Source organism: Cupriavidus sp. FW305-F7, assembly GCF_058782875.1.
This window is the reverse complement of the sequence record NZ_JBYSYC010000039.1, coordinates 46,574-65,284: the sequence shown is the minus strand read 5'-3', so window position 1 is coordinate 65,284 and position 18,711 is coordinate 46,574. Positions and strand designations below refer to the sequence as shown.

21 protein-coding genes and 1 tRNA gene are annotated in these 18,711 nt (G+C 67.7%); 14 read left to right on the top strand and 8 right to left on the bottom strand.

All coding sequences use genetic code 11. The features are described 5' to 3' along the window. Positions 1–133 precede the first annotated feature (133 nt). The 6 genes from acs to AC3WL8_RS29465 all read left to right on the top strand — a co-directional run bounded on the left by acs (position 134) and on the right by AC3WL8_RS29465 (position 6,597). Complete coding sequence (gene acs, locus AC3WL8_RS29490; RefSeq protein WP_211979952.1) at positions 134–2,116, top strand: acetate--CoA ligase; 1,983 nt, start codon at positions 134–136, stop codon at positions 2,114–2,116. A 100-nt stretch (positions 2,117–2,216) separates the two neighbouring features. After that, positions 2,217–4,268 (top strand): VC_2705 family sodium/solute symporter, encoded by a 2,052-nt coding sequence (locus AC3WL8_RS29485; RefSeq protein WP_013957335.1) that lies wholly within the window; start codon positions 2,217–2,219, stop codon positions 4,266–4,268. Positions 4,269–4,353: 85 nt separating this feature from the next. Further along, positions 4,354–4,444, top strand: a tRNA-Ser gene (locus tag AC3WL8_RS29480). A 337-nt stretch (positions 4,445–4,781) separates the two neighbouring features. After that, a complete protein-coding gene (locus AC3WL8_RS29475) occupies positions 4,782–5,303 on the top strand; it encodes a GNAT family N-acetyltransferase (RefSeq protein ID WP_492379419.1) in 522 nt (173 codons plus the stop codon). Between the two features lie 118 nt (positions 5,304–5,421). Then, positions 5,422–6,270, top strand: coding sequence for a D-amino acid aminotransferase (locus AC3WL8_RS29470; protein WP_211979923.1), 849 nt, complete (start codon positions 5,422–5,424; stop codon positions 6,268–6,270). 51 nt (positions 6,271–6,321) lie between these two features. After that, positions 6,322–6,597: a hypothetical protein gene (locus AC3WL8_RS29465; protein ID WP_013957332.1), complete on the top strand. Its 276-nt coding sequence runs from the start codon at positions 6,322–6,324 to the stop codon at positions 6,595–6,597. Positions 6,598–6,613: 16 nt separating this feature from the next. Here AC3WL8_RS29465 and yfiB read toward each other — a convergent pair whose 3' ends face one another. Genes yfiB through yfiR form a run of 3 tightly spaced genes read right to left on the bottom strand, consistent with a single transcriptional unit; the run spans position 6,614 to position 9,005 of the window. Next, the gene (gene yfiB, locus AC3WL8_RS29460) at positions 6,614–7,135 is read right to left on the bottom strand and encodes an outer membrane lipoprotein YfiB (RefSeq protein ID WP_211979922.1); all 522 of its coding nucleotides are present in this window, start codon (positions 7,133–7,135) and stop codon (positions 6,614–6,616) included. 8 nt (positions 7,136–7,143) lie between these two features. Then, entirely contained in the window at positions 7,144–8,409 is a 1,266-nt protein-coding gene (gene dgcN / locus AC3WL8_RS29455) for a diguanylate cyclase DgcN/YfiN (protein WP_211979921.1), read from the bottom strand. After that, positions 8,406–9,005 carry a regulatory sequestration protein YfiR gene (gene yfiR / locus AC3WL8_RS29450; RefSeq protein WP_013957329.1) on the bottom strand — a complete coding sequence of 200 codons (600 nt, stop codon included), beginning with the start codon at positions 9,003–9,005 and terminating at the stop codon, positions 8,406–8,408. The genes dgcN and yfiR overlap by 4 nt, the downstream gene beginning before the upstream one ends. A gap of 305 nt (positions 9,006–9,310) precedes the next feature. Between yfiR and AC3WL8_RS29445 the strand changes: the two genes are divergently transcribed. From AC3WL8_RS29445 to AC3WL8_RS29420, 6 genes are all read left to right on the top strand, one after another. After that, positions 9,311–9,772, top strand: coding sequence for a CopD family protein (locus AC3WL8_RS29445; RefSeq protein WP_041228008.1), 462 nt, complete (start codon positions 9,311–9,313; stop codon positions 9,770–9,772). Positions 9,773–9,836: 64 nt separating this feature from the next. Continuing rightward, a complete protein-coding gene (locus tag AC3WL8_RS29440) occupies positions 9,837–10,241 on the top strand; it encodes a lysozyme inhibitor LprI family protein (protein ID WP_114132474.1) in 405 nt (134 codons plus the stop codon). Positions 10,242–10,309: 68 nt separating this feature from the next. After that, positions 10,310–10,513, top strand: coding sequence for a hypothetical protein (locus AC3WL8_RS29435; protein ID WP_010814357.1), 204 nt, complete (start codon positions 10,310–10,312; stop codon positions 10,511–10,513). A gap of 117 nt (positions 10,514–10,630) precedes the next feature. After that, a complete protein-coding gene (locus tag AC3WL8_RS29430) occupies positions 10,631–11,038 on the top strand; it encodes a YXWGXW repeat-containing protein (protein WP_013957326.1) in 408 nt (135 codons plus the stop codon). Positions 11,039–11,151: 113 nt separating this feature from the next. Then, positions 11,152–11,376 (top strand): hypothetical protein, encoded by a 225-nt coding sequence (locus AC3WL8_RS29425; RefSeq protein ID WP_010814355.1) that lies wholly within the window; start codon positions 11,152–11,154, stop codon positions 11,374–11,376. Between the two features lie 77 nt (positions 11,377–11,453). Next, on the top strand, positions 11,454–11,735 hold the full coding sequence (locus tag AC3WL8_RS29420; RefSeq protein WP_041228006.1) for a hypothetical protein: 282 nt from the start codon (positions 11,454–11,456) through the stop codon (positions 11,733–11,735). Positions 11,736–11,790: 55 nt separating this feature from the next. Here AC3WL8_RS29420 and AC3WL8_RS29415 read toward each other — a convergent pair whose 3' ends face one another. The 4 genes from AC3WL8_RS29415 to glpK all read right to left on the bottom strand — a co-directional run bounded on the left by AC3WL8_RS29415 (position 11,791) and on the right by glpK (position 15,913). Beyond that, positions 11,791–12,171, bottom strand: coding sequence for a hypothetical protein (locus AC3WL8_RS29415; RefSeq protein WP_013957324.1), 381 nt, complete (start codon positions 12,169–12,171; stop codon positions 11,791–11,793). A gap of 69 nt (positions 12,172–12,240) precedes the next feature. Next, positions 12,241–12,618, bottom strand: coding sequence for an MliC family protein (locus AC3WL8_RS29410; RefSeq protein ID WP_013957323.1), 378 nt, complete (start codon positions 12,616–12,618; stop codon positions 12,241–12,243). 78 nt (positions 12,619–12,696) lie between these two features. Further along, positions 12,697–14,301 carry a glycerol-3-phosphate dehydrogenase/oxidase gene (locus AC3WL8_RS29405; RefSeq protein WP_114132479.1) on the bottom strand — a complete coding sequence of 535 codons (1,605 nt, stop codon included), beginning with the start codon at positions 14,299–14,301 and terminating at the stop codon, positions 12,697–12,699. A gap of 40 nt (positions 14,302–14,341) precedes the next feature. Continuing rightward, positions 14,342–15,913 (bottom strand): glycerol kinase GlpK, encoded by a 1,572-nt coding sequence (glpK, locus tag AC3WL8_RS29400; RefSeq protein ID WP_013957321.1) that lies wholly within the window; start codon positions 15,911–15,913, stop codon positions 14,342–14,344. 56 nt (positions 15,914–15,969) lie between these two features. Between glpK and AC3WL8_RS29395 the strand changes: the two genes are divergently transcribed. Next, complete coding sequence (locus AC3WL8_RS29395) at positions 15,970–16,857, top strand: NUDIX hydrolase (protein ID WP_153954678.1); 888 nt, start codon at positions 15,970–15,972, stop codon at positions 16,855–16,857. Between the two features lie 96 nt (positions 16,858–16,953). Beyond that, positions 16,954–17,820, top strand: a complete 867-nt coding sequence (gene purU / locus AC3WL8_RS29390; protein ID WP_013957319.1) for a formyltetrahydrofolate deformylase — start codon at positions 16,954–16,956, stop codon at positions 17,818–17,820. A 91-nt stretch (positions 17,821–17,911) separates the two neighbouring features. Here the strand turns inward: purU and AC3WL8_RS29385 are convergent, their stop codons facing one another. After that, the gene (locus tag AC3WL8_RS29385; RefSeq protein WP_153954679.1) at positions 17,912–18,682 is read right to left on the bottom strand and encodes a DeoR/GlpR family DNA-binding transcription regulator; all 771 of its coding nucleotides are present in this window, start codon (positions 18,680–18,682) and stop codon (positions 17,912–17,914) included. Between the last annotated feature and the right edge of the window lie 29 nt (positions 18,683–18,711).

Genomic DNA, 18,711 nt, shown 5'->3' with positions numbered 1-18,711 from the left:
CAACGCGTGCGGGGACTTTTCCCGCTGCATTGCAACAAGTTGCAGGCACACCCCTGGGCCCACCGTCAGGTTTAAGTAAGCCGTCGGGCGTAACTTGGCAGCCAAAGCCATTCCAAAATCAGGAGACAAGCCTATGTCCGCCATCGAATCGGTGATGCAAGAGCATCGCGTGTTCAACCCGCCTGAAGGCTTCGCCAGCCAGGCCGCGATCCCCAGCATGGAGGCCTACCGCGCCCTGTGCGACGAAGCCGAGCGCGACTATGAAGGCTTCTGGGCGCGCCATGCGCGCGAGTTGCTGCACTGGAACAAGCCCTTCACCAAGGTGCTGGACGAAAGCAACGCACCGTTCTACAAGTGGTTCGAAGACGGCGAGCTCAACGCCTCTTACAACTGCCTGGACCGCAACCTGCAGAACGGCAATGCGGACAAGGTCGCGATCGTGTTCGAGGCCGACGACGGCACCGTGACCCGCGTCACCTACCGCGAGCTGCACGGCAAGGTGTGCCGCTTTGCCAACGGCCTGAAGGCGCTCGGCATCAAGAAGGGCGACCGCGTGGTGATCTACATGCCGATGTCGGTCGAAGGCGTGGTCGCGATGCAGGCCTGCGCGCGCCTGGGCGCCACGCACTCGGTCGTGTTCGGCGGCTTCTCGGCCAAGTCGCTGCAGGAGCGGCTGGTGGACGTGGGCGCGGTGGCGCTGATTACCGCCGACGAGCAGATGCGCGGCGGCAAGGCCCTGCCGCTGAAGGCGATTGCCGACGATGCGCTGGCGCTGGGCGGCTGCGAGGCCGTCAGGAACGTGATCGTCTACCGCCGCACCGGCGGCAAGGTTGCCTGGACCGAAGGCCGCGACCGCTGGATGGAAGACGTCAGCGCCGGCCAGCCGGATACCTGCGAGGCCGAGCCGGTCAGCGCTGAACACCCGCTGTTCGTGCTCTACACGTCCGGCTCCACCGGCAAGCCCAAGGGCGTGCAGCACAGCACCGGCGGTTACCTGCTGTGGGCGCTGATGACGATGAAGTGGAGCTTCGACATCAAGCCCGACGACCTGTTCTGGTGTACCGCCGACATCGGCTGGGTCACCGGCCACACCTATATCGCCTACGGCCCGCTCGCCGCCGGCGCCACCCAGGTGGTGTTCGAGGGCGTGCCGACCTACCCGAACGCCGGCCGCTTCTGGGACATGATCGCGCGCCACAAGGTCAGCATCTTCTACACCGCGCCCACCGCGATCCGCTCGCTGATCAAGGCCGCCGAGGCCGACGACAAGATCCACCCGAAGCAATATGACCTGTCCAGCCTGCGCCTGCTGGGCACCGTGGGCGAGCCGATCAATCCGGAAGCGTGGATGTGGTACTACAAGAACATCGGCAACGAGCGCTGCCCGATCGTCGACACCTTCTGGCAGACCGAGACCGGCGGCCACATGATCACGCCGCTGCCGGGCGCGACGCCGCTAGTGCCGGGCTCGTGCACGCTGCCGCTGCCGGGCATCATGGCCGCCATCGTCGACGAGACCGGCCATGACGTGCCCAACGGCAACGGCGGCATCCTGGTGGTCAAGCGCCCGTGGCCGGCCATGATCCGCACCATCTGGGGCGATCCGGAGCGCTTCAGGAAGAGCTACTTCCCCGAAGAGCTCGGCGGCAAGCTCTACCTGGCCGGCGATGGCTCGATCCGCGACAAGGACACCGGCTACTTCACCATCATGGGCCGCATCGACGACGTGCTGAACGTGTCGGGCCACCGCATGGGCACGATGGAGATCGAGTCGGCACTGGTGTCCAACCCGCTGGTGGCCGAAGCGGCCGTGGTGGGCCGCCCCGACGACATGACCGGCGAGGCCATCTGCGCCTTCGTCGTGCTCAAGCGTTCGCGTCCGACTGGCGAAGAGGCCGTCAAGATCGCCACCGAGCTGCGCAACTGGGTCGGCAAGGAGATCGGTCCGATCGCCAAGCCCAAGGACATCCGCTTCGGCGACAACCTGCCCAAGACGCGCTCGGGCAAGATCATGCGGCGCCTGCTGCGGTCGCTGGCCAAGGGAGAGGAGATCACGCAGGACACCTCGACGCTGGAGAATCCGGCCATCCTGGAGCAGCTCAAGCAGGCGCAGTGATCGTCTAGCTTCGGCCCGATCGAGCCCTTGAACCCGCCGCCGCGTTCCCGCGCCGGCGGGTTTGTTACGATAGCCCCCCACCGACCACGGACCGTCCCCTATGCCTGAAGCCCAGTCGCGCTTTCGCCGACGGTTGCTGCTGTACTACGGCCTGTTCACGCTGGGGTTGTTCGGCTTCGTCGGCATGATGGGGCTGCTGGAACGCTCCAATGCCGATGCGCTGTGGCTCGGCTACGTCTTCCTCTTCATCACCATCGCGATCTATGCCTGCATCGGGCTGATCTGCCGCACCTCTGACCTGAACGAGTATTACGTAGCCTCGCGGCGCGTGCCGGCGCTGTTCAACGGCATGGCGATTGCCGCCGACTGGATGAGCGCGGCGTCCTTCATCGGCCTGGCCGGCATCCTGTTTGCCTCGGGCTACGAAGGGCTGGCCTATGTGATGGGCTGGACCGGCGGCTACTGCCTGGTGGCCTTCCTGCTGGCGCCGTACCTGCGCAAGTACGGCGGCTACACCATTCCGGATTTCCTCGCAGCGCGCTACGGCAACGGCAAGCCGGGCGGCAACCTGCCAGTGCGCGCGATCGCGGTGCTGGCGGCTTCGCTCTGCTCCTTCGTCTACCTGGTGGCGCAGATCCAGGGCGTGGGGCTGGTGGTGACCCGCTTTATCGGCGTGGAGTTTGCCGTCGGCATCTTCTTCGGGCTGGCCGGCATCCTGGTGTGCTCGTTCCTTGGCGGCATGCGCGCGGTCACATGGACGCAGGTGGCGCAGTACATCATGATGATCGTGGCCTTCCTGGTCACGGTATCGATGATCGCCTGGAAGCATCACCACGAAGCGCTGCCGCAGCTCAGCTACGGCACGCTGCTGTCGCAACTCGACGCGCGCGAGCAGCAGCTGGAGCGCGAGCCGGCCGAGCAGGCCGTGCGCGAGTACTACCGGCAGCAGGCCATCCTGCTGCAGGAGCGCATCGCCCGACTGCCCGATTCCTTTGCCCAGGAGCGCGACGCGCTCGACGCGCGCCTGCAGGACCTGCGCACGCGCAATGCCCCGCTGCGCGAGATCAAGTCGCTGGAGCGCGAACGGCTGGAATTCCCGCGCGACCCCGCTGCGGCACAGCAACAATGGAACCAGCAGCGGGCCGACGCACTGGCCCGCAGCCGCCATTCGCTGTCATCGACCGAGCCCTATCCCGCGGCATCGGAGCAGGAACGCAAGACCAAGCGGCTGAATTTTGTCTTGCTGGTGTTCTGCCTGATGGTCGGCACCGCCAGCCTGCCGCACATCCTGACGCGGCTCTACACCACGCCGTCGGTCAAGGAAACGCGCAACTCCGTGGCCTGGGCCGTGTTCTTCATCGCCTTGCTGTACGTGTCCGCGCCCACGCTGGCTGCGCTGGTGAAATACGAGTTCTTCCAGCACCTGGTGGGCACCTCCTACGCCGAATTGCCGCAGTGGGTGGTGCAATGGCGCAAGGTCGATCCACCAGTGTTCGGCATCCGCGATGTCAACGGCGACGGCATCGTGCAATGGGCCGAGATCCTGCTCCAGCCCGACATGATCGTGCTGGCCGCCCCGGAAATCGCCGGCCTGCCATACGTGATCTCCGGCCTGATCGCCGCCGGCGCCCTGGCCGCGGCGCTGTCCACTGCCGACGGCCTGCTGCTGACCATCGCCAATGCGCTCTCGCACGACGTCTTCTATCACATGGTCGACCGCCAGGCGAGCCACCAGCGCCGCGTCACCACCGCCAAGATCGTGTTGCTGGGCGTGGCGCTTTTTGCCTCTTATGTCACATCGCTGCGCCCGGGCAATATCCTGTTCCTGGTCGGCGCCGCGTTCTCGCTGGCTGCCTCCAGTTTCTTCCCGGTACTGGTCCTCGGCATCTTCTGGCGCCGCACCACCGCCGCCGGCGCCGTCGCCGGCATGGCCGCCGGGCTGGGCATGGCGGTCTACTACATCATCGTCAACTACCCGTTCTTCACCCGCATGACCGGCATCTTCGGCAACCGCTGGTTCGGCGTCGACCCGATCGCCTCCGGCGCCTTCGGCGTGCCGGCCGGCTTCGCCGTGGCCATCATCGTCAGCCTGCTAACGCCACGCAATGCGCCGGTGATCGACCGGCTGGTGAGCTACCTGCGCAAGGGATAGGGCGGATGGGGTTGTCAAGTAAGGCGAGATACGGCGACGAAGCACTGGATTCGCCGGGCAACTCTGCTATAATCTCGGACTTCCCGGAGAGATGGATGAGTGGTTTAAGTCGCACGCCTGGAAAGCGTGTATAGGTTAATAGCCTATCGGGGGTTCGAATCCCCCTCTCTCCGCCAGAACACTGTGCAAAGCGAAGCCGCCCGTCTGGGCGGCTTTTTTGTTTCCAGTCTCCGGTGGCTTCGTAATGCCTGACGAGCTCAAAGAAAAGCCCTCGGCCAGGGTAGGCGAGGGCTGAAGTAGTAGTGGGCGAGTCGCGGGATCGCCCGTGAGGATGGTCGTATAGGACCTTGTATCGCGCATCCCTCTAAATAGAGGTGTTGCCGCAGGGCGACATGGCCATGCCCGTCACCGCCACGAAGGCATGGCTTCCATCCCGGCGCGCCGGATTGGCTGGGCGTGCCGATCCAGTTGTTCTGTCCGCCAAAGTTCTGTGTCCGTGAGAGGGCTTCCGCCATGTATCCGGTGCCCGGTATCCTCTCGGCCATGACCAAACTCACCTTCCAACTCGAAATCCGCCCCGTCTTGCCCGCAGACGCGCAAGCGGTGGAAGACATCCTGACCGACACCTACCTCGGCACCTGGAAGCCGCAACTGACAGCCGCTGCGGCAGCCGCCTTTGAACGGCAAGGCAAGACCCGAAGCTACGTCGAAGCGCGCCTGCAGGCATTCCGCGTAGCCTGCGTGGATGGCGTGCCCGCGGCCATGGTGGACTGGGAAAACAACTTTATCTGGGCCCTACATGTCGGGCGGACATGGCAACGCATGGGGCTGGGCGGGGCGTTGCTGGCCCACGCCGAAGGCGAGATTGCCCGCGCCGGGCATCGCGAGGCGAGGCTGGAGACGGACACGTTCAACGTGCAAAGCCGCGCGTTCTACCGGCGCCATGGTTATGCCGAGATCGATTTCTATCCTGACGAGAGCTGGGACAGCGGCTTTACGACTGTGCTGTTGTCGAAAGCGCTGCCGCCAGCCTGAGCCTGCGCGCCGGCGCCGACATGGCATGGGTAGCCAACCTCATGCGCAAATTGCATGAACCTGCCTGCCTGCTCGTGAAAGAATCAGGCATCTCTTTCGATCTCTGGCACTTGCCCCCATGTCCGACCCCATCGTCCACCTCAACGGCACCCTGATCCCCCTCTCCGAAGCCCGCATCCCCGTCCTCGACCGCGGCTTCATCTTTGGCGATGGCATCTACGAAGTCATCCCTTACTACAACGGCAAGCCATTCCGCGGGGACCAGCATCTGGCCCGCCTGCACCGCAGCCTGGAGGGCATCGGGATTCCCGATCCGTACAGCGCCGGGCAGTGGCTGAAGCTGGTCGGAGAGGTGGTCCAGGCCAACGGCCTGTCGGACCAGCTGGTCTACATCCAGGTGTCGCGCGGCGTCGCCAGGCGCACGCATGCGTTTCCGAAGGAGGTCGTGCCGACGGTGCTGATCATGACCAACCCGATGGCGTTGCCGTCGGCGCAGATGCTTGAGCAGGGCGTGGCGTGCGTGACGATGGAGGACCGGCGCTGGCTGAACTGCCAGATCAAGTCGACGTCGCTGCTGGGCAACGTGCTGGCGGCGCAGCATGCGGTGGAGCACGGCGTGATCGAGGCGATCCAGTTCCGGGATGGCTGGCTGACCGAGGCGTCGGCGTCCAATGTGTGGGTGGTGCGCGAAGGCCGCGTGATGGCGTCGCCCAAGGACAACCTGATCCTGGAAGGCATCCGCTACGGGTTCATGGAAGAGGTCTGTGCCGCGATGGGGATTGCGCTGGAGGCGCGCCGCATCGCGAGGGAAGAGGTGTTCGCCGCCGATGAGGTGCTGCTGTCGTCGGCCAGCAAGGAGCTGCTGCCGGTGGTGACCATCGATGGCCGCGCCATTGGCAAGGGCGTGCCAGGGCCGGTCTTTGCCCGGCTTTACGCTGCGTACCAGGCTGCCAAGGCTGCGCTTTGAGCGGATTTGCGTGCGTGCTAGGATGCCTCGGGAATCATCGAGGAGTCAGCCATGGCCAAGCGTGAGCGTGGCCGGCGTGCCCTGCAGGACGAGGTTAGCCGGCGCATCCAGCAAATCTATGAAATCGGCGAGGACGGCGCCAAGGTCCGGGTGCCGGCGCCTGTGCCGCACGCGCGCGATGCCCGCGGGCGCAACTGGAATATGACGGGCTTCGGCAATGCGTCCGGCTACGAGGCCAGCATCCGCGCGGTGGTCGACAAGGTTCGCGACGAGTTCGACCTGAGCGAAGCGCCGGAGAACCGCGCGCCCAATCCGTTCGGGGACTGAAGCGCCGGCCGCCGTCCTAGTCGACCGATACGACGATGGCGACGCGCCGGTTTTCGGCGCGTCCGGCGGCGGTGCGGTTGTCGGCCACCGGGCGGCTCTTGCCGCGTCCGCGAACTTCGATGCTTTCCGGCGCAAAGCCGGCGCCCGCCAGCAGCCTTGCCACGGCTTCGGCGCGCCGCACTGACAGCGACTGGTTGTATTCGGCCGAGCCCGCTTCGTCGGTGTGGCCATCCACGCGCAGGCGCTCGATGCCCGCGCCCTTCAGCGCCCGCCCGAGGCGCTGCACATTGGCGGCGCGCTCAGCGTCGATCAGGTCCTCATTGAATCCGAACAGCAGCTTGTCTGACAGGCCGAGTTCCCAGCCTTCATCGGTCAGCGCGAAACCTTCCTGCTTCAGCACCGCGACCTGGGCCGGAGACAACCCGGTGGCTGGCGGCGCGGTCTGGCAGCCGGCCAGCGACAGCCCCGTCAGCACGATGGCGGCGACCCAGAGTTTCCACAGGGACTTCCAGCAGGGCAGGGTCGGGCGTTCGGGCATGGGGGTTCTCACTGCGTGACGTCCAGGCGCGGCTCGGCGCTTTGCCAGGTGCCGCCGGAGCGCCGCTTGGCGCCGTACATGGCGGCGTCGGCCGCGTGCAGCAGCGCCTGGCTGCCTTGTGCGTGGACAGGGAAAACGGCCAGGCCGATGCTGAGCGACGCCTGCACCGTGCTGCCGTCGGGCAGGTCGATCGGGGCGGACATCGCCTGCAGGATATGCTCGGCGATATGGATGGCGTCGCGCGGCGCGCGCAGCGCTGCGGCCAGCACGGCGAATTCGTCGCCGCCGATGCGCGCCACGGTGTCGCTGGCGCGCAGGCTGGTGCGGATGCGCTGGGCCACGGCCACCAGCACGGCGTCGCCGGCAGCATGGCCGTGGCGGTCGTTGATGTTCTTGAAATCGTCACTGTCCAGGTACAGCACGGCCGCGTACTCGTCGTTGGCCGCGGCATGGCGCACGGCGTGCTCCAGCGCTTCGACGAAGGCGGCGCGGTTGAGCAGGCCGGTCAGCGCATCGTGGTTGGCGCGGTGGGCGAGCGAGCGGTTCTCGTGCTGCATCTGGTTCTGCCAGGTCTGCAGTTCGTCCAGCAGGCCGTTGAAGTCCTCGCTGAGGGCATTGAGTTCCGCGATGCTGGCTGGCGGCGTGCGCTGCGCGAAATCGCGCTTGGAGCGCACCGCGTGCGCCACGCGCATCAGGTTGCGCAGCGGCTCGACGATCTGCACCAGCAGCCGGCTGGCCAGGTAGTGGGCGCCGACGGCGGTCAGCAGCAGGCAGCCAAGCAGGCCGAGCGCGCCCTGCAGCAGGAAATGCAGCAGGTTGCGGGCGTTGCCACTGACGCGCAGCATGCCGACCGGTTGCGTCTGGTGCAGGATCGGTTGTTCCACGACGCCCATGCTCAGCCACTCGCTCAGCACGTGGCGCAAGCCGGTCAGTGGCGCCTGGCCGGGGCGCTGCCATTCGGCCAGCACGTGGTTGTCGTGGTCGTAGACGGTGGCGCGCGCGATGTCCTCGGACGCGGCGATGGCCGCCAGTGTCTCGCCGGTGGCCGCCTGGTCGCGGAATACGACCGGCGCTTCCAGCGTGTAGGCGATCGAGCGGGCCACCAGCCGCACGTTGTGTTCGGCATAGACGCGCAGTGCGGTCAGGCCAAGGGCGGTCAGCGAGACCCCGGCAGTGAATACCGCGATCAGCGCCACGCCCAGGTGGATCCGGCGCAGCACGCTGTAGAGGGTGGGGCGGGCGCCGTTGCCGCGCGCCGGCTGGTGCGCGCTCATGACGGCGCTCCCTTGCGGCGGCCCAGCTGCAGCACGCCGGGGTGCACATGCACGCCGCTGCGCGCGAGCGTGTCAAGGTTGACGCGGAACGAGACCTGCTGGTCGCGGATGTTCAGGCAGAACATGCTGCCGACCTCGCACTCGAAGTCTTCTTCGGCGATCACCAGTACCGGGCGGCCGGTCAGTTCGCCCGACAGGCGCTTGCGGCGGGCTTCGTTCATGGCGCCGACGTAGAGGGCATCGCAGGCCGGATGCAGCATGTCGGCCAGCACGTCGACCTGGCGCGTGCGCACCGACCGGCCGTTGGCGAGCGTGCCGCCTTCCATCAGCCGTGCGGAATAGTGGCTGGTGCTGTCCACGCACAGTCGCACGGGGTCGCGCTCGACCGGCCAGCGTGCATACCCCAGCAGGCTGAAGACCACGCGCGCGACCAGGTCGGTGCGCTGCGGCGCGGGCTGCGCCGTCACCGCCGGCGGCAGCATGGCTGGCAGCACCGCCAGCGTCACGGCGAGCAGGGCCGGCAGGGCGCGGCGCAGCAGCGGGGGACGTCGGGCGGAATCGGCACCGGGAAGGGCGCTGGCTGGGGCAGGAGCCATGGTCTGGGGCAGGAGGTTCGGTACGGCCGGTGTGGGTGGCGGGCTGGCCGCAGCCGCGGTTATTGTCCGGGGGCCGGTTCCGGGCGGTCAAGCGTTAGCCGCGGGTGGGCTCGGCCCCGGAACGCGCTTGTGCGGGCATGATTCCGTGGGGCCAGTTTGCGACGCGGCGTGATACGGAATGTTTAACGGTTTTTCGTTGTTTTCCTGAAGTCAGGCTGGAACGCGCGCAGCGCTTCGCCGTGGCGGACACAACACTTAGAATGGGGCCATCGTCCCCAACGCGCGCCTCGCCGCCGCTTGCCGCCATGATTTCCGACCCGCTTTTCCGCTTCCTGCACGTTGCCGGCGTTGCCGTCTGGGTGGGCGGCATGTTCTTTGCCTACCTGTGCCTGCGGCCCGTGGCCGGCACCGTGCTGGAGCCGCCGCCGCGGCTGCGGCTCTGGCGCGGCGTGTTTGCCCGCTTCTTCCCGTGGGTGTGGGCGGCGGTGATCGCGATCCTGCTGAGCGGCGCGGCGATGATGGCCGCAGTGGGCATGTCCGCTTCCCCACGCAACTGGCACCTGATGATGGGCATCGGCCTCGTCATGACGGTGATTTTCTGCTACGTGTGGTTTGGGCCGTATCGCGTGCTGGGCCGGGCCGTGGAGGCCCAGGACTGGCCGGCCGCCGGTGCCGCGCTGAACCGCATCCGGCAGGCGGTCGGGACCAACCTGGTGCTCGGGCTGGTCAATATCGCCGTGGCCACGCTGGGGCGCTGGCTGGCCTGAGCGGCCCGATGCCCCGGCATGGCCCAGCATCGTCGCGTCACCACCAGGCAAAGGGAGAGCCGTTATGCGCGTCATCGCATGTCTTGCCGTCCTTGGTCTTGCCGTGGCGGGCGCACCGGCCCGCGCTGAGCAAAGCAATGGCCTGAGCGCTGAATATGAACGCTGCATGGCCAAGGCCATGTCGACTGCCGACATGCTCGGGTGCGCCGCGGCCGAAACACGGGTCCAGGACGTGGCGCTGAACAGCGCCTATCAAGCCTTGCTGCGGCGGCTGGAAGCGCCGCGCACCGGCCAGTTGCGGGTGGCGCAGCGTGTCTGGCTGGAGTTCCGCCAGGCCAATTGCGCCTATATGGCCAATCCGGCCGGCGGCACCGCCGCGCGCGTGGCCGGGGCGACCTGCATGGCCCGGATGACGGCCGCGCGGGCGCGCGAATTGCGTGACTTCGCCACGGAGGCCGCAGCCCGGTGAGCGGGCCAGCCATGTGCTAGAGTTCCCCAGACACCTGTGCTGCGGCACGTCTCACCAGGAGATGGATCATGGCAAGTGAATCGCGGAACAACCTGAAGGCCTTTGTGCAAACGGCGCCCCAGGCGGGGCGCTATGTGTGGGTCATCGCGCTGGTGGACTTCGGCGCGCAGCAGATCCGGCGCGCCATCGTCTCGGACGACACCTTCACCACCTCGGATGCCGCGCGGGTAGCGGGCGAGGCCCAGCTCAAGGCGATGGCCGAAGACCACTAGGCTGGGGCCAGTGTTGCGCGCCGGCATCTTTGTGATCAACGGATACCGTTTCTTACAATGCGCCGGGATCGGTGCGCGCTAGACTGTGGGCATGTTCCTCCACTAGAAAGGACTCCCATGACACATCGCGCGCTCCGGCCGGCCAGGGCCCTCCTGCTGGCGGCCCTGCTGGGTTCCGGCCTGACGTTCAGTGCGGGGTCGATGGCCCAGGTGTCGGTCAACGTTGCCATCGGCGTACCACCGCCGGCCCCGATCTACGAGGTCGTGCCCACGCCGCGCTCAGGCTATGTCTGGGTGCCGGGCTACTGGGACTGGGATGACCACTACCACAAGCACGCCTGGAAGAAGGGGCGCTGGGAACGTGAACGCCCCGGCTATATCTATGAGTCGCCGCGCTGGATCCAGTCGCGCGACGGCTGGGTGCTGGTGCCGGGGCGCTGGGACCAGGGCGGGTACAAGGACAAGGGCCACAAGGACAAGGGCTATCACTGCCCGCCCGGCCACGCCAAGAAGGGCGAGTGCTGATGCGCCAGCCGCCCGGCGCCGCACGGTGACGCCGGGCGGCCTTGCCATGCTACGATCGCCGCCATGACAACCGCGCCCGCGCGGCGCATCGGCAGCGGATACCGGAGGTAGCAATGGCAAAGCACGTTTTCACGCGCGCGCAGTATCTCGACATCCTCAATGACAGCCTGCGCAAGCATCCCGGCTGGCAGCCCGGCATGGCCTTTGTGTTCCTGCCGCCTGGCGCCGATGCCAGCCAGGCCACGGCCGTGGGCTGCACCGGGCCGATGGAGGCCATTCCGGTCTATGCGGAAATCCAGCGGGTGGCCGCCGAACTGATCGAAGTCGGCAACGAATAGCGGCGCCGGTCGCCTTGCGGCCGGTGGGTGCCGCGGGTGCGTACAATACCGGCCTCTACAGACTTTCGGATAATGCCGTGAAGAAAACGGACCTGGAAAAAAACAAGGGCCTGAAGATCGCCAACAGCCTGAAGCAGGCTACGGCGGGGCGGGGTATTCCCGGCGGCGCTGCGCGCCCGGACCGGCGCGAACAGCGCCGGCTGGACCAGGAGCAAGGTCTGGTGCCCTTTGCGTGCAAGCTGGACGGCACGCTGGTCAAGCGCCTGCAGGCGCTTGCCGTGGATCACCCCGGTGGCATGACCGGGCTGCTCAATGAACTGCTGGCGGGCGCGTTGCCGCCGGAGCAGGCCGAGAGCTGAAACATGGTGGCCGCGCCCGCGGCCACCTGTCTGACCCCATCAGGTCACGAGCGGGTCAGTCCTCTTCTTCTTCGTCAAGGAATTCGCGGCGCAGCATCCAGTTGGCGATGGCTTCGTCGCAGATGCGCTTGAATTTCTGCTTGTCCGGCATCTTGTCGAACAGCTGGAAATTGACCAGCGCCATGCCGGCATCGGTGATATAGAACATCCGGCTCGGATCGTCATCATGGACGATGCGGCCATCGATGGCGTCTTCCTCGCTTTCCGCCGGCATGTCTTCTAGCTCGACTACGCGGCAGGTGAAGCGCGGGCTGCGGGTGTGGGTCAGATACTCGAACTCGTCGTGCATGACCTCGCCGCCTTTGCCTGCGATAACAGCGAAGCCCCAGATAAAGCGGGGCATCGGCAGATCGGACAGATCTTCAATCTCGTCCATGGTGTTCTCCCTGATTCAATCCCCGCATTATCGCCCGGAACGCCGCCACCTCAAACGGTGACGTGGCGCTTAGGGCTTTGCGTGGCAGTTGGCCAGCGCTGGCGCGGCGTTTTCGGCCTGCATCAGGTCGCGCAGCGTGCCTTCCTCGCCCTTGGTCCACCATTCGTAGCGGCCGCCGACATAACGCGCGCCGGAGGCCGACACGGTGCTGACCGCCAGCACCGGCTTGCCTTCGATGCGGAACACCGCCGCCTGGTTGTCCGGGCTGTTGAAATAGCGCACGGAAAGCGTCTTGCCGCCGTCGCACTGGTAGCGCACGGTGCGCACGTCCGGGAAGCGCACGCCCTCGATGCCGGGCGCGCGGGCGGCGTGCGCCGCGGCGCAGGCGCCGACGGTTGCGAGCAGGGCCACGGCGCGGGCGCAGGACAGGATCGGGCGAGTGGTCATGGGTTTGCCTTGGTCAATAGGTGGTGTGTCAGCCAGTTGAGATGGACGGCGCCGGCGGCGGTTGCGCCGGCGTCCGGGTCAGCCGAGCATGTAGCCGGCGGCGAGCGTGCGGAAGCTCTCGATTTCGCGCGCCTGCCAAGCCTCGCTCTCGCCGAGTTCCTCGGCCAGGATCGCGGCCACGGCCGGCGCGGCATCCACGGCGGCGCGCGCGTCCAGGAACAGCGCGCGGTTGCGGCGGGCCAACACGTCCTCGACCCGGCGCGCCAGTTCGTGCCGGGCCGCAAAGCGCACGTGCGCCTCGGTCAGGCCCGACGCCGGTGCCAGCATCCGGTCATATCCGGGCAGCGCGCGCAGCAGGTCCAGCTCATTGCCGTAGTAGCGGTCCGGCGAGCCTGAATCCGGCGGCGGCAGCCCGGCCGGCAGCCCCGCCGCGCCGTGCAGGGGCAGCTCGGCGGTCACGCACGGGGCCGCGCGCACCATCTGGCGCTGGATCGCGGTCTCGATCACGTCTTCGGCCATCTTGCGGTAAGTGGTCCACTTGCCGCCGGTGACGGTGATCAGCCCGGCCTTGGAAACCAGGATCGTATGCTCGCGCGACAGCGACGCGGTCGAGGCCTCGCCGGTGGCCCGCACCAGCGGCCGCAGGCCGGCCCAGACGCTGGTGACGTCGGCACGGGTCGGGTCCCTGGCAAGGTAGCGCGACGCGGTTTCCAGGATGAAATCGACGTCGTCGGCTCCGGCGTCGGGCTCCAGCGGCAGGTCGCGGCGCGGCGTGTCGGTGGTGCCGACAATGGTGTGGCCGTTCCATGGCACCACGAACAGCACCCGGCCGTCGTCGGTCTTGGGGATCAGGATGGCGCGCTCGCCCGGCAGGAAGCTGCGCGGCAGCGTCAGGTGCACGCCCTGGCTGGGCGCGACCATGGCGCGCGCGTGGCCGTCCTCCATTTGCCGGATCGCATCGACCCACACGCCGGTGGCGTTGATCACGCAGTCGGCGCGCAGGTGGAAGGTGGCATCGCCCAGCGCATCCTGCACGGTCACGCCGCTGATCACGCCGCCTTGCTGGCTCAGCCCGGTCACGCGCATGTAGTTGACCGCGGTGCCGCCCACGTCGAACAGGGTACGCATCAGCGCCACCGCCAGCCGCGCATCGTCGAACTGGCCGTCGAAATACAGGTTGCCGCCGCGCAGCGGACGCCCGCCGACGTGCTCGGCCAGGTTGGGCGCCGCAGCCAGCACCTCGCGGTGATTCAGCCAGCGGCTGCCGGCCAGGTTGAGGTCGCCGGCCAGCATGTCGTAGACCTTGAGGCCGATGCCGTAGAAGGGCTGGTCGAACAGCTGGTAGGCCGGCACCACGAAGCCCAGCGGCCACACCAGGTGCGGCGCGTTGCGCGCCAGCAGGCCACGCTCGTGCAGGGCCTCGCGCACTAGGCTGATATTGCCCTGGGCCAGGTAGCGCACGCCGCCATGGACCAGCTTGGTGGCCTTGCTGGAGGTGCCCTTGGCAAAATCCGCGGCTTCGACCAGCAGCGTGCGGTAGCCGCGCGAGGCGGCATCGACTGCGGTGCCCAGGCCGGTGGCGCCGCCGCCGATGACGATCACATCCCAGCGCGGCTCGCGCTCCAGGGTGGCGAGCAGGGCGGCGCGGTCGGGGGGCTGGATCGGGGTGGAGACTCTCTGCATGACGCATTTTTTGGGGAGTATGTTCGGGGTGGGCCGGCGCTCAGGCGTGGCTGCCGTTGGCTTGGTCCTCGCGCGCCCAGTCGCGCGCGCGATCGACGGCGCGATGCCAGCGCGCCAGCCGGTGGCCGCGCGCGTCAGCCGACAGGTTCGGCTCAAAGCGCCGCTCCACCTGCCATTGCTGCGCGATCTCTGCCGGATCGCTCCAGTAGCCGGTGGCCAGGCCCGCCAGGTAGGCGGCGCCCAGCGCGGTGGTTTCGGTCACGCGCGGGCGGACCACGGGGGTGCCGAGCAGGTCGGCCTGCATCTGCATCAGCAGGTCGCTGCGCGAGGCGCCGCCGTCCACGCGCAGCTCGGCCAGCGAGATGCCGGCGTCCTTCTGCATGGCTTCCAGCACATCGACGCTCTGCAGCGCGATCGATTCCAGCGCGGCGCGCGCGATCTGCGGCCGGCCCGTGCCGCGCGTCATGCCGACCAGCGTGCCGCGTGCAAAGGGGTCCCAGTGCGGCGCGCCCAGGCCGGCAAAGGCGGGCACCAGCACCACGCCGCCGGTGTCGTCGCACTGGCGCGCGAGCGGCTCGACCTCGGGCGCGCTGTTGATGATCTTCAGGCCGTCGCGCAGCCACTGGATGGTGGCGCCGCCCATGAACACGCCGCCTTCCAGGCAATATTGCGTCTGGCCGCGGATCTGCCAGCCGATCGTGGTCAGCAGCCGGTTGTGCGACGTGACCGGCTGCGAGCCGGTATTCATCAGCAGGAAGCAGCCGGTGCCGTAGGTGTTCTTGGCCATGCCCGGCGACAGGCAGGCCTGGCCGAAGGTGGCGGCCTGCTGGTCGCCGGCGATGCCGGCAATGGGGATCTGCATGCCGAAGAGCCGCGCCGAGGTGCGCGCCACCTCGCCGCTGGACGCCACCACCTCGGGCAGCAGCGCGTGCGGGATGTCGAGCAGCGCCAGCAGCGCGTCGTCCCACTCGAAGCTGTGGATATTGAACAGCATCGTGCGCGAGGCATTTGACACATCAGTGACATGGCGCGCGCCGTCGGTCAGCTGCCAGATCAGCCAGCTGTCGACGGTGCCGAAGGCCAGTTCGCCGCGCTGGGCGCGTTCGCGCGCGCCTTCGATGTTGTCGAGCATCCAGCGCAGCTTGGTGCCGGAGAAGTAGGCATCGATGATCAGGCCGGTCTTGTCGCGGAACAGTTCGCCGTGGCCGGCGGCCTGCAGTGCCTCGCACATGGGCGCGGTGCGGCGGTCCTGCCAGACCAGCGCGCGCCCGACCGGCTCGCCGGTCTTGCGGTCCCACAGCACAGTGGTCTCGCGCTGGTTGGTGATGCCGATGGCGCGCACCTGCGAGGCAGAGATGCCGGCATCGGCCAGCACCGCGTGCGCCACCGCCAGCTGCGATTGCCAGATCTCGTAAGGGTCGTGCTCGACATGGCCGGGATGTGGGTAATATTGGCGGAACTCGCGCTGCGCGAGTCGCACCACATTGCCGGCATGGTCGAACAGGATGGCCCGCGAGCTGCTGGTGCCCTGGTCGAGCGCCAGCACATATTGCGGCTCGGTGGGAAGCTGGGACGATGCAGGGCGCTGGGCCTGCGCGGCTGGCTGGTTCATGCGTTCAATCCTGACAATGACAAAGCGCGCCGGCCCGGCCGGCGCATGGATTCCTGATGGCTGAAACGTCTTCGTTGCCGCCCGCGGACCCCGCGGGCAACCTCGCCGCGCAGATTGCCGCCTCGCTGGCGGCGCGCAGCGGCTTCGATGCCGCCGCCAAGCTGCGCCTGATGGTGGCCGGCCAGCAGGTTGGCTGGCTGCCGCGCGCCCATGCGGCAATCCTGCGTGGCATGGGCGCCATCCTCGGCCCGGACGAGCGCCTGGCCGATGGCACCACGGCGGTTGAACTGCTGCCCGGGCGCAATGACTTTGACGCGCGCAGCGCCGCGCTGCAGGCGCTGGCCCGCCAGCTGGCCGATGCCGGCCACGTGCGCGGCTGGCGCGATGAACTGTTCGCGGTCACGCCCGCGCTGGACGCGCCCGCACTCGGCGTGGTGGAACGCGCGGCGGCGCGCTTTCTCGGGCTGCTGACCTTTGCCTCGCACATGAACGGTATTGTCGATGGCGATGTGGATGGCGGTCCCGCGCTGTGGATCTCGCGGCGCAGCCCGGCCAAGTCGGTCGACCCCGGCATGTGGGACAACCTGGTTGCCGGCGGCATGCCGCACGGCAGCGATCCGCTGGCGACGCTGGTGCGCGAATGCGAGGAAGAATCCGGCATCCCGCCCGCGCTGGCGCAGGGCGCGCAGGCCCACGGCGTGATCGAGGTGCTGCGCGACCTGCCCGAAGGCGTACAGTGGGAGCAGGTCTGCGTCTACGACCTGCTGCTGCCGCCCGGCTTCACGCCGCGCAACCAGGATGGCGAGGTCAGCGAGCACCGGTGCGTCGATGTGGTCGCATTGCTTGCTATCATGTCGGCCGGCGCCATGACGGTCGATGCGACACTGGTGACGCTGGATGCCCTTGGGCGGCGCGGCTGGCTCGGTCCTGACCAGCGCGCCTGAGCCGTCGCCGCGGGTTCCGCCTGTGCCGGTCTTGCCGACCTCGCTGACCTGATTTTCCCGGCCTTGCGCCGCGCCATTCCGACAGAACAACACACCATGAGCAACACCGGATTCATCCTGACCCTCTCGTGCCCCGACCAGCCGGGCATCGTCCATGCCGTCTCGGGCCTGCTGTTCCAGCACGGCTGCAATATCGTCGATTCCGACCAGTACGGTGACGAGTACACCGGCCGCTTCTTCATGCGCGTGCATTTCACGCCGGCCGCCGGCGGCCCGGACCTGGACACGCTGAAGGCCGCGTTCGCGCCGGTGGGCGACCAGTTCGGCATGCAGTGGGAACTGAACGACGCCGCCGTCAAGCCGCGCGTGATGATCATGGTGTCCAAGATCGGCCACTGCCTGAATGACCTGCTGTTCCGCGCCAAGGTGGGCGGCTTGCCGGTCGAGATCGCGGCCATCGTCTCGAACCACCGCGACTTCTACCAGCTGGCGGCGTCTTACGACGTGCCGTTCTTCCACTTGCCGCTGATGAACGCCTCGGCCGAGCAGAAGGCCGCGCAGGAAGCGCGCGTCTTCGACGTGGTGCAGGAGCAGAAGATCGACCTGGTGGTGCTGGCGCGCTACATGCAGGTGCTGTCCGACGACCTGTGCCGCAAGCTGGCCGGCCGCGCGATCAATATCCACCACTCGTTCCTGCCCAGCTTCAAGGGCGCCAAGCCGTACTACCAGGCGCATGAGCGCGGCGTGAAGCTGATCGGGGCGACCGCGCACTACGTCACCGCCGCCCTGGACGAAGGCCCGATCATCGAGCAGGAGATCGAGCGCGTGGACCACAGCATGGACCCGGAGCAATTGACCGCCGTCGGCCGCGACGTGGAATGCGTGGCACTGGCGCGCGCGGTCAAGTGGCATGCCGAACACCGTATCCTGCTGAACGGCCACAAGACCGTGGTGTTCAAGTAAGCTCGCCGTCCCCCGGTTCCCGCGCCCGCGGGAATCCTGCCGCTTCACGGCGGCCGCATCCCCGCCGGCGCGGGGATGCCGGGCCAGCGGGTCAGTCCCGCTCCGCCACCACACACTTCACCCCACTGTCGGCAACGATCTGGTCGAACGGCGCTGCCAGCGGCTCATCGGTAAAGAGCCGGTCGACCTGCGACACGTGCGCCAGTTCCACCATCGCCTGGCGGTTGAACTTGCTGGCGTCCGCTGCCAGCCACACCTCGCGTGAATGTTCGATGATGGTCCGCGCCACCTTGACCTCGCGGAAGTCGTAGTCGCGCAGTGTGCCGTCGGTCTCGATGCCCGAGATGCCGATCAGCCCGATATCGACCTTGAACTGGCGGATGAACTCCACCGTGGCCTCGCCCACGATGCCGCGGTCGCGTGAGCGCAGCACGCCGCCGGCGACGATGACCTCGCAATCGGGGTTGTCGGCAAGGATATTGGCCACGTTCAGGTTGTTGGTGATCACGCGCAGCCCGCGGTGGTGCATCAACTCGCGCGCTATCTCTTCCACCGTGGTGCCGATGTTCAGGATCAGCGAGCAGCCCTCGGGCACCACGGCGGCCACCGCGCGCGCGATGCGCGCCTTGCCCTCGGCATTGAGCACCTGCCGCTGCCGGTAGGCGATGTTCTCGGTGGTGGAGCCCTCCACCCGCACCCCGCCATGGAAGCGCGCCAGCATGCCGTTCTCGGCCAGCAGGTTGACGTCGCGGCGTACCGTCTGGAGCGTGACGCCGAACTTGCGCGCAAGTTCGTCGATGGAGGCAAAGCCCTGGGTGCGGACTTCTTCGAGCAGGGCCGTCTGGCGGGGATTCAGGGTCATGCCGGGATTCTAGTTCAAACAGAAACGAA

Bases quoted from the DNA above. Each gene is read 5' to 3' on its own strand.
- acs (WP_211979952.1), top strand. From the start codon at position 134: ATGTCCGCCATCGAATCGGTGATGCAAGAGCATCGCGTGTTCAACCCG.
- AC3WL8_RS29485 (WP_013957335.1), top strand. From the start codon at position 2,217: ATGCCTGAAGCCCAGTCGCGCTTTCGCCGACGGTTGCTGCTGTACTAC.
- AC3WL8_RS29475 (WP_492379419.1), top strand. From the start codon at position 4,782: ATGTATCCGGTGCCCGGTATCCTCTCGGCCATGACCAAACTCACCTTC.
- AC3WL8_RS29470 (WP_211979923.1), top strand. From the start codon at position 5,422: ATGTCCGACCCCATCGTCCACCTCAACGGCACCCTGATCCCCCTCTCC.
- AC3WL8_RS29465 (WP_013957332.1), top strand. From the start codon at position 6,322: ATGGCCAAGCGTGAGCGTGGCCGGCGTGCCCTGCAGGACGAGGTTAGC.
- yfiB (WP_211979922.1), bottom strand. From the start codon at position 7,135: ATGCCCGAACGCCCGACCCTGCCCTGCTGGAAGTCCCTGTGGAAACTC.
- dgcN (WP_211979921.1), bottom strand. From the start codon at position 8,409: ATGAGCGCGCACCAGCCGGCGCGCGGCAACGGCGCCCGCCCCACCCTC.
- yfiR (WP_013957329.1), bottom strand. From the start codon at position 9,005: ATGGCTCCTGCCCCAGCCAGCGCCCTTCCCGGTGCCGATTCCGCCCGA.
- AC3WL8_RS29445 (WP_041228008.1), top strand. From the start codon at position 9,311: ATGATTTCCGACCCGCTTTTCCGCTTCCTGCACGTTGCCGGCGTTGCC.
- AC3WL8_RS29440 (WP_114132474.1), top strand. From the start codon at position 9,837: ATGCGCGTCATCGCATGTCTTGCCGTCCTTGGTCTTGCCGTGGCGGGC.
- AC3WL8_RS29435 (WP_010814357.1), top strand. From the start codon at position 10,310: ATGGCAAGTGAATCGCGGAACAACCTGAAGGCCTTTGTGCAAACGGCG.
- AC3WL8_RS29430 (WP_013957326.1), top strand. From the start codon at position 10,631: ATGACACATCGCGCGCTCCGGCCGGCCAGGGCCCTCCTGCTGGCGGCC.
- AC3WL8_RS29425 (WP_010814355.1), top strand. From the start codon at position 11,152: ATGGCAAAGCACGTTTTCACGCGCGCGCAGTATCTCGACATCCTCAAT.
- AC3WL8_RS29415 (WP_013957324.1), bottom strand. From the start codon at position 12,171: ATGGACGAGATTGAAGATCTGTCCGATCTGCCGATGCCCCGCTTTATC.
- AC3WL8_RS29410 (WP_013957323.1), bottom strand. From the start codon at position 12,618: ATGACCACTCGCCCGATCCTGTCCTGCGCCCGCGCCGTGGCCCTGCTC.
- AC3WL8_RS29405 (WP_114132479.1), bottom strand. From the start codon at position 14,301: ATGCAGAGAGTCTCCACCCCGATCCAGCCCCCCGACCGCGCCGCCCTG.
- glpK (WP_013957321.1), bottom strand. From the start codon at position 15,913: ATGAACCAGCCAGCCGCGCAGGCCCAGCGCCCTGCATCGTCCCAGCTT.
- AC3WL8_RS29395 (WP_153954678.1), top strand. From the start codon at position 15,970: ATGGCTGAAACGTCTTCGTTGCCGCCCGCGGACCCCGCGGGCAACCTC.
- purU (WP_013957319.1), top strand. From the start codon at position 16,954: ATGAGCAACACCGGATTCATCCTGACCCTCTCGTGCCCCGACCAGCCG.
- AC3WL8_RS29385 (WP_153954679.1), bottom strand. From the start codon at position 18,682: ATGACCCTGAATCCCCGCCAGACGGCCCTGCTCGAAGAAGTCCGCACC.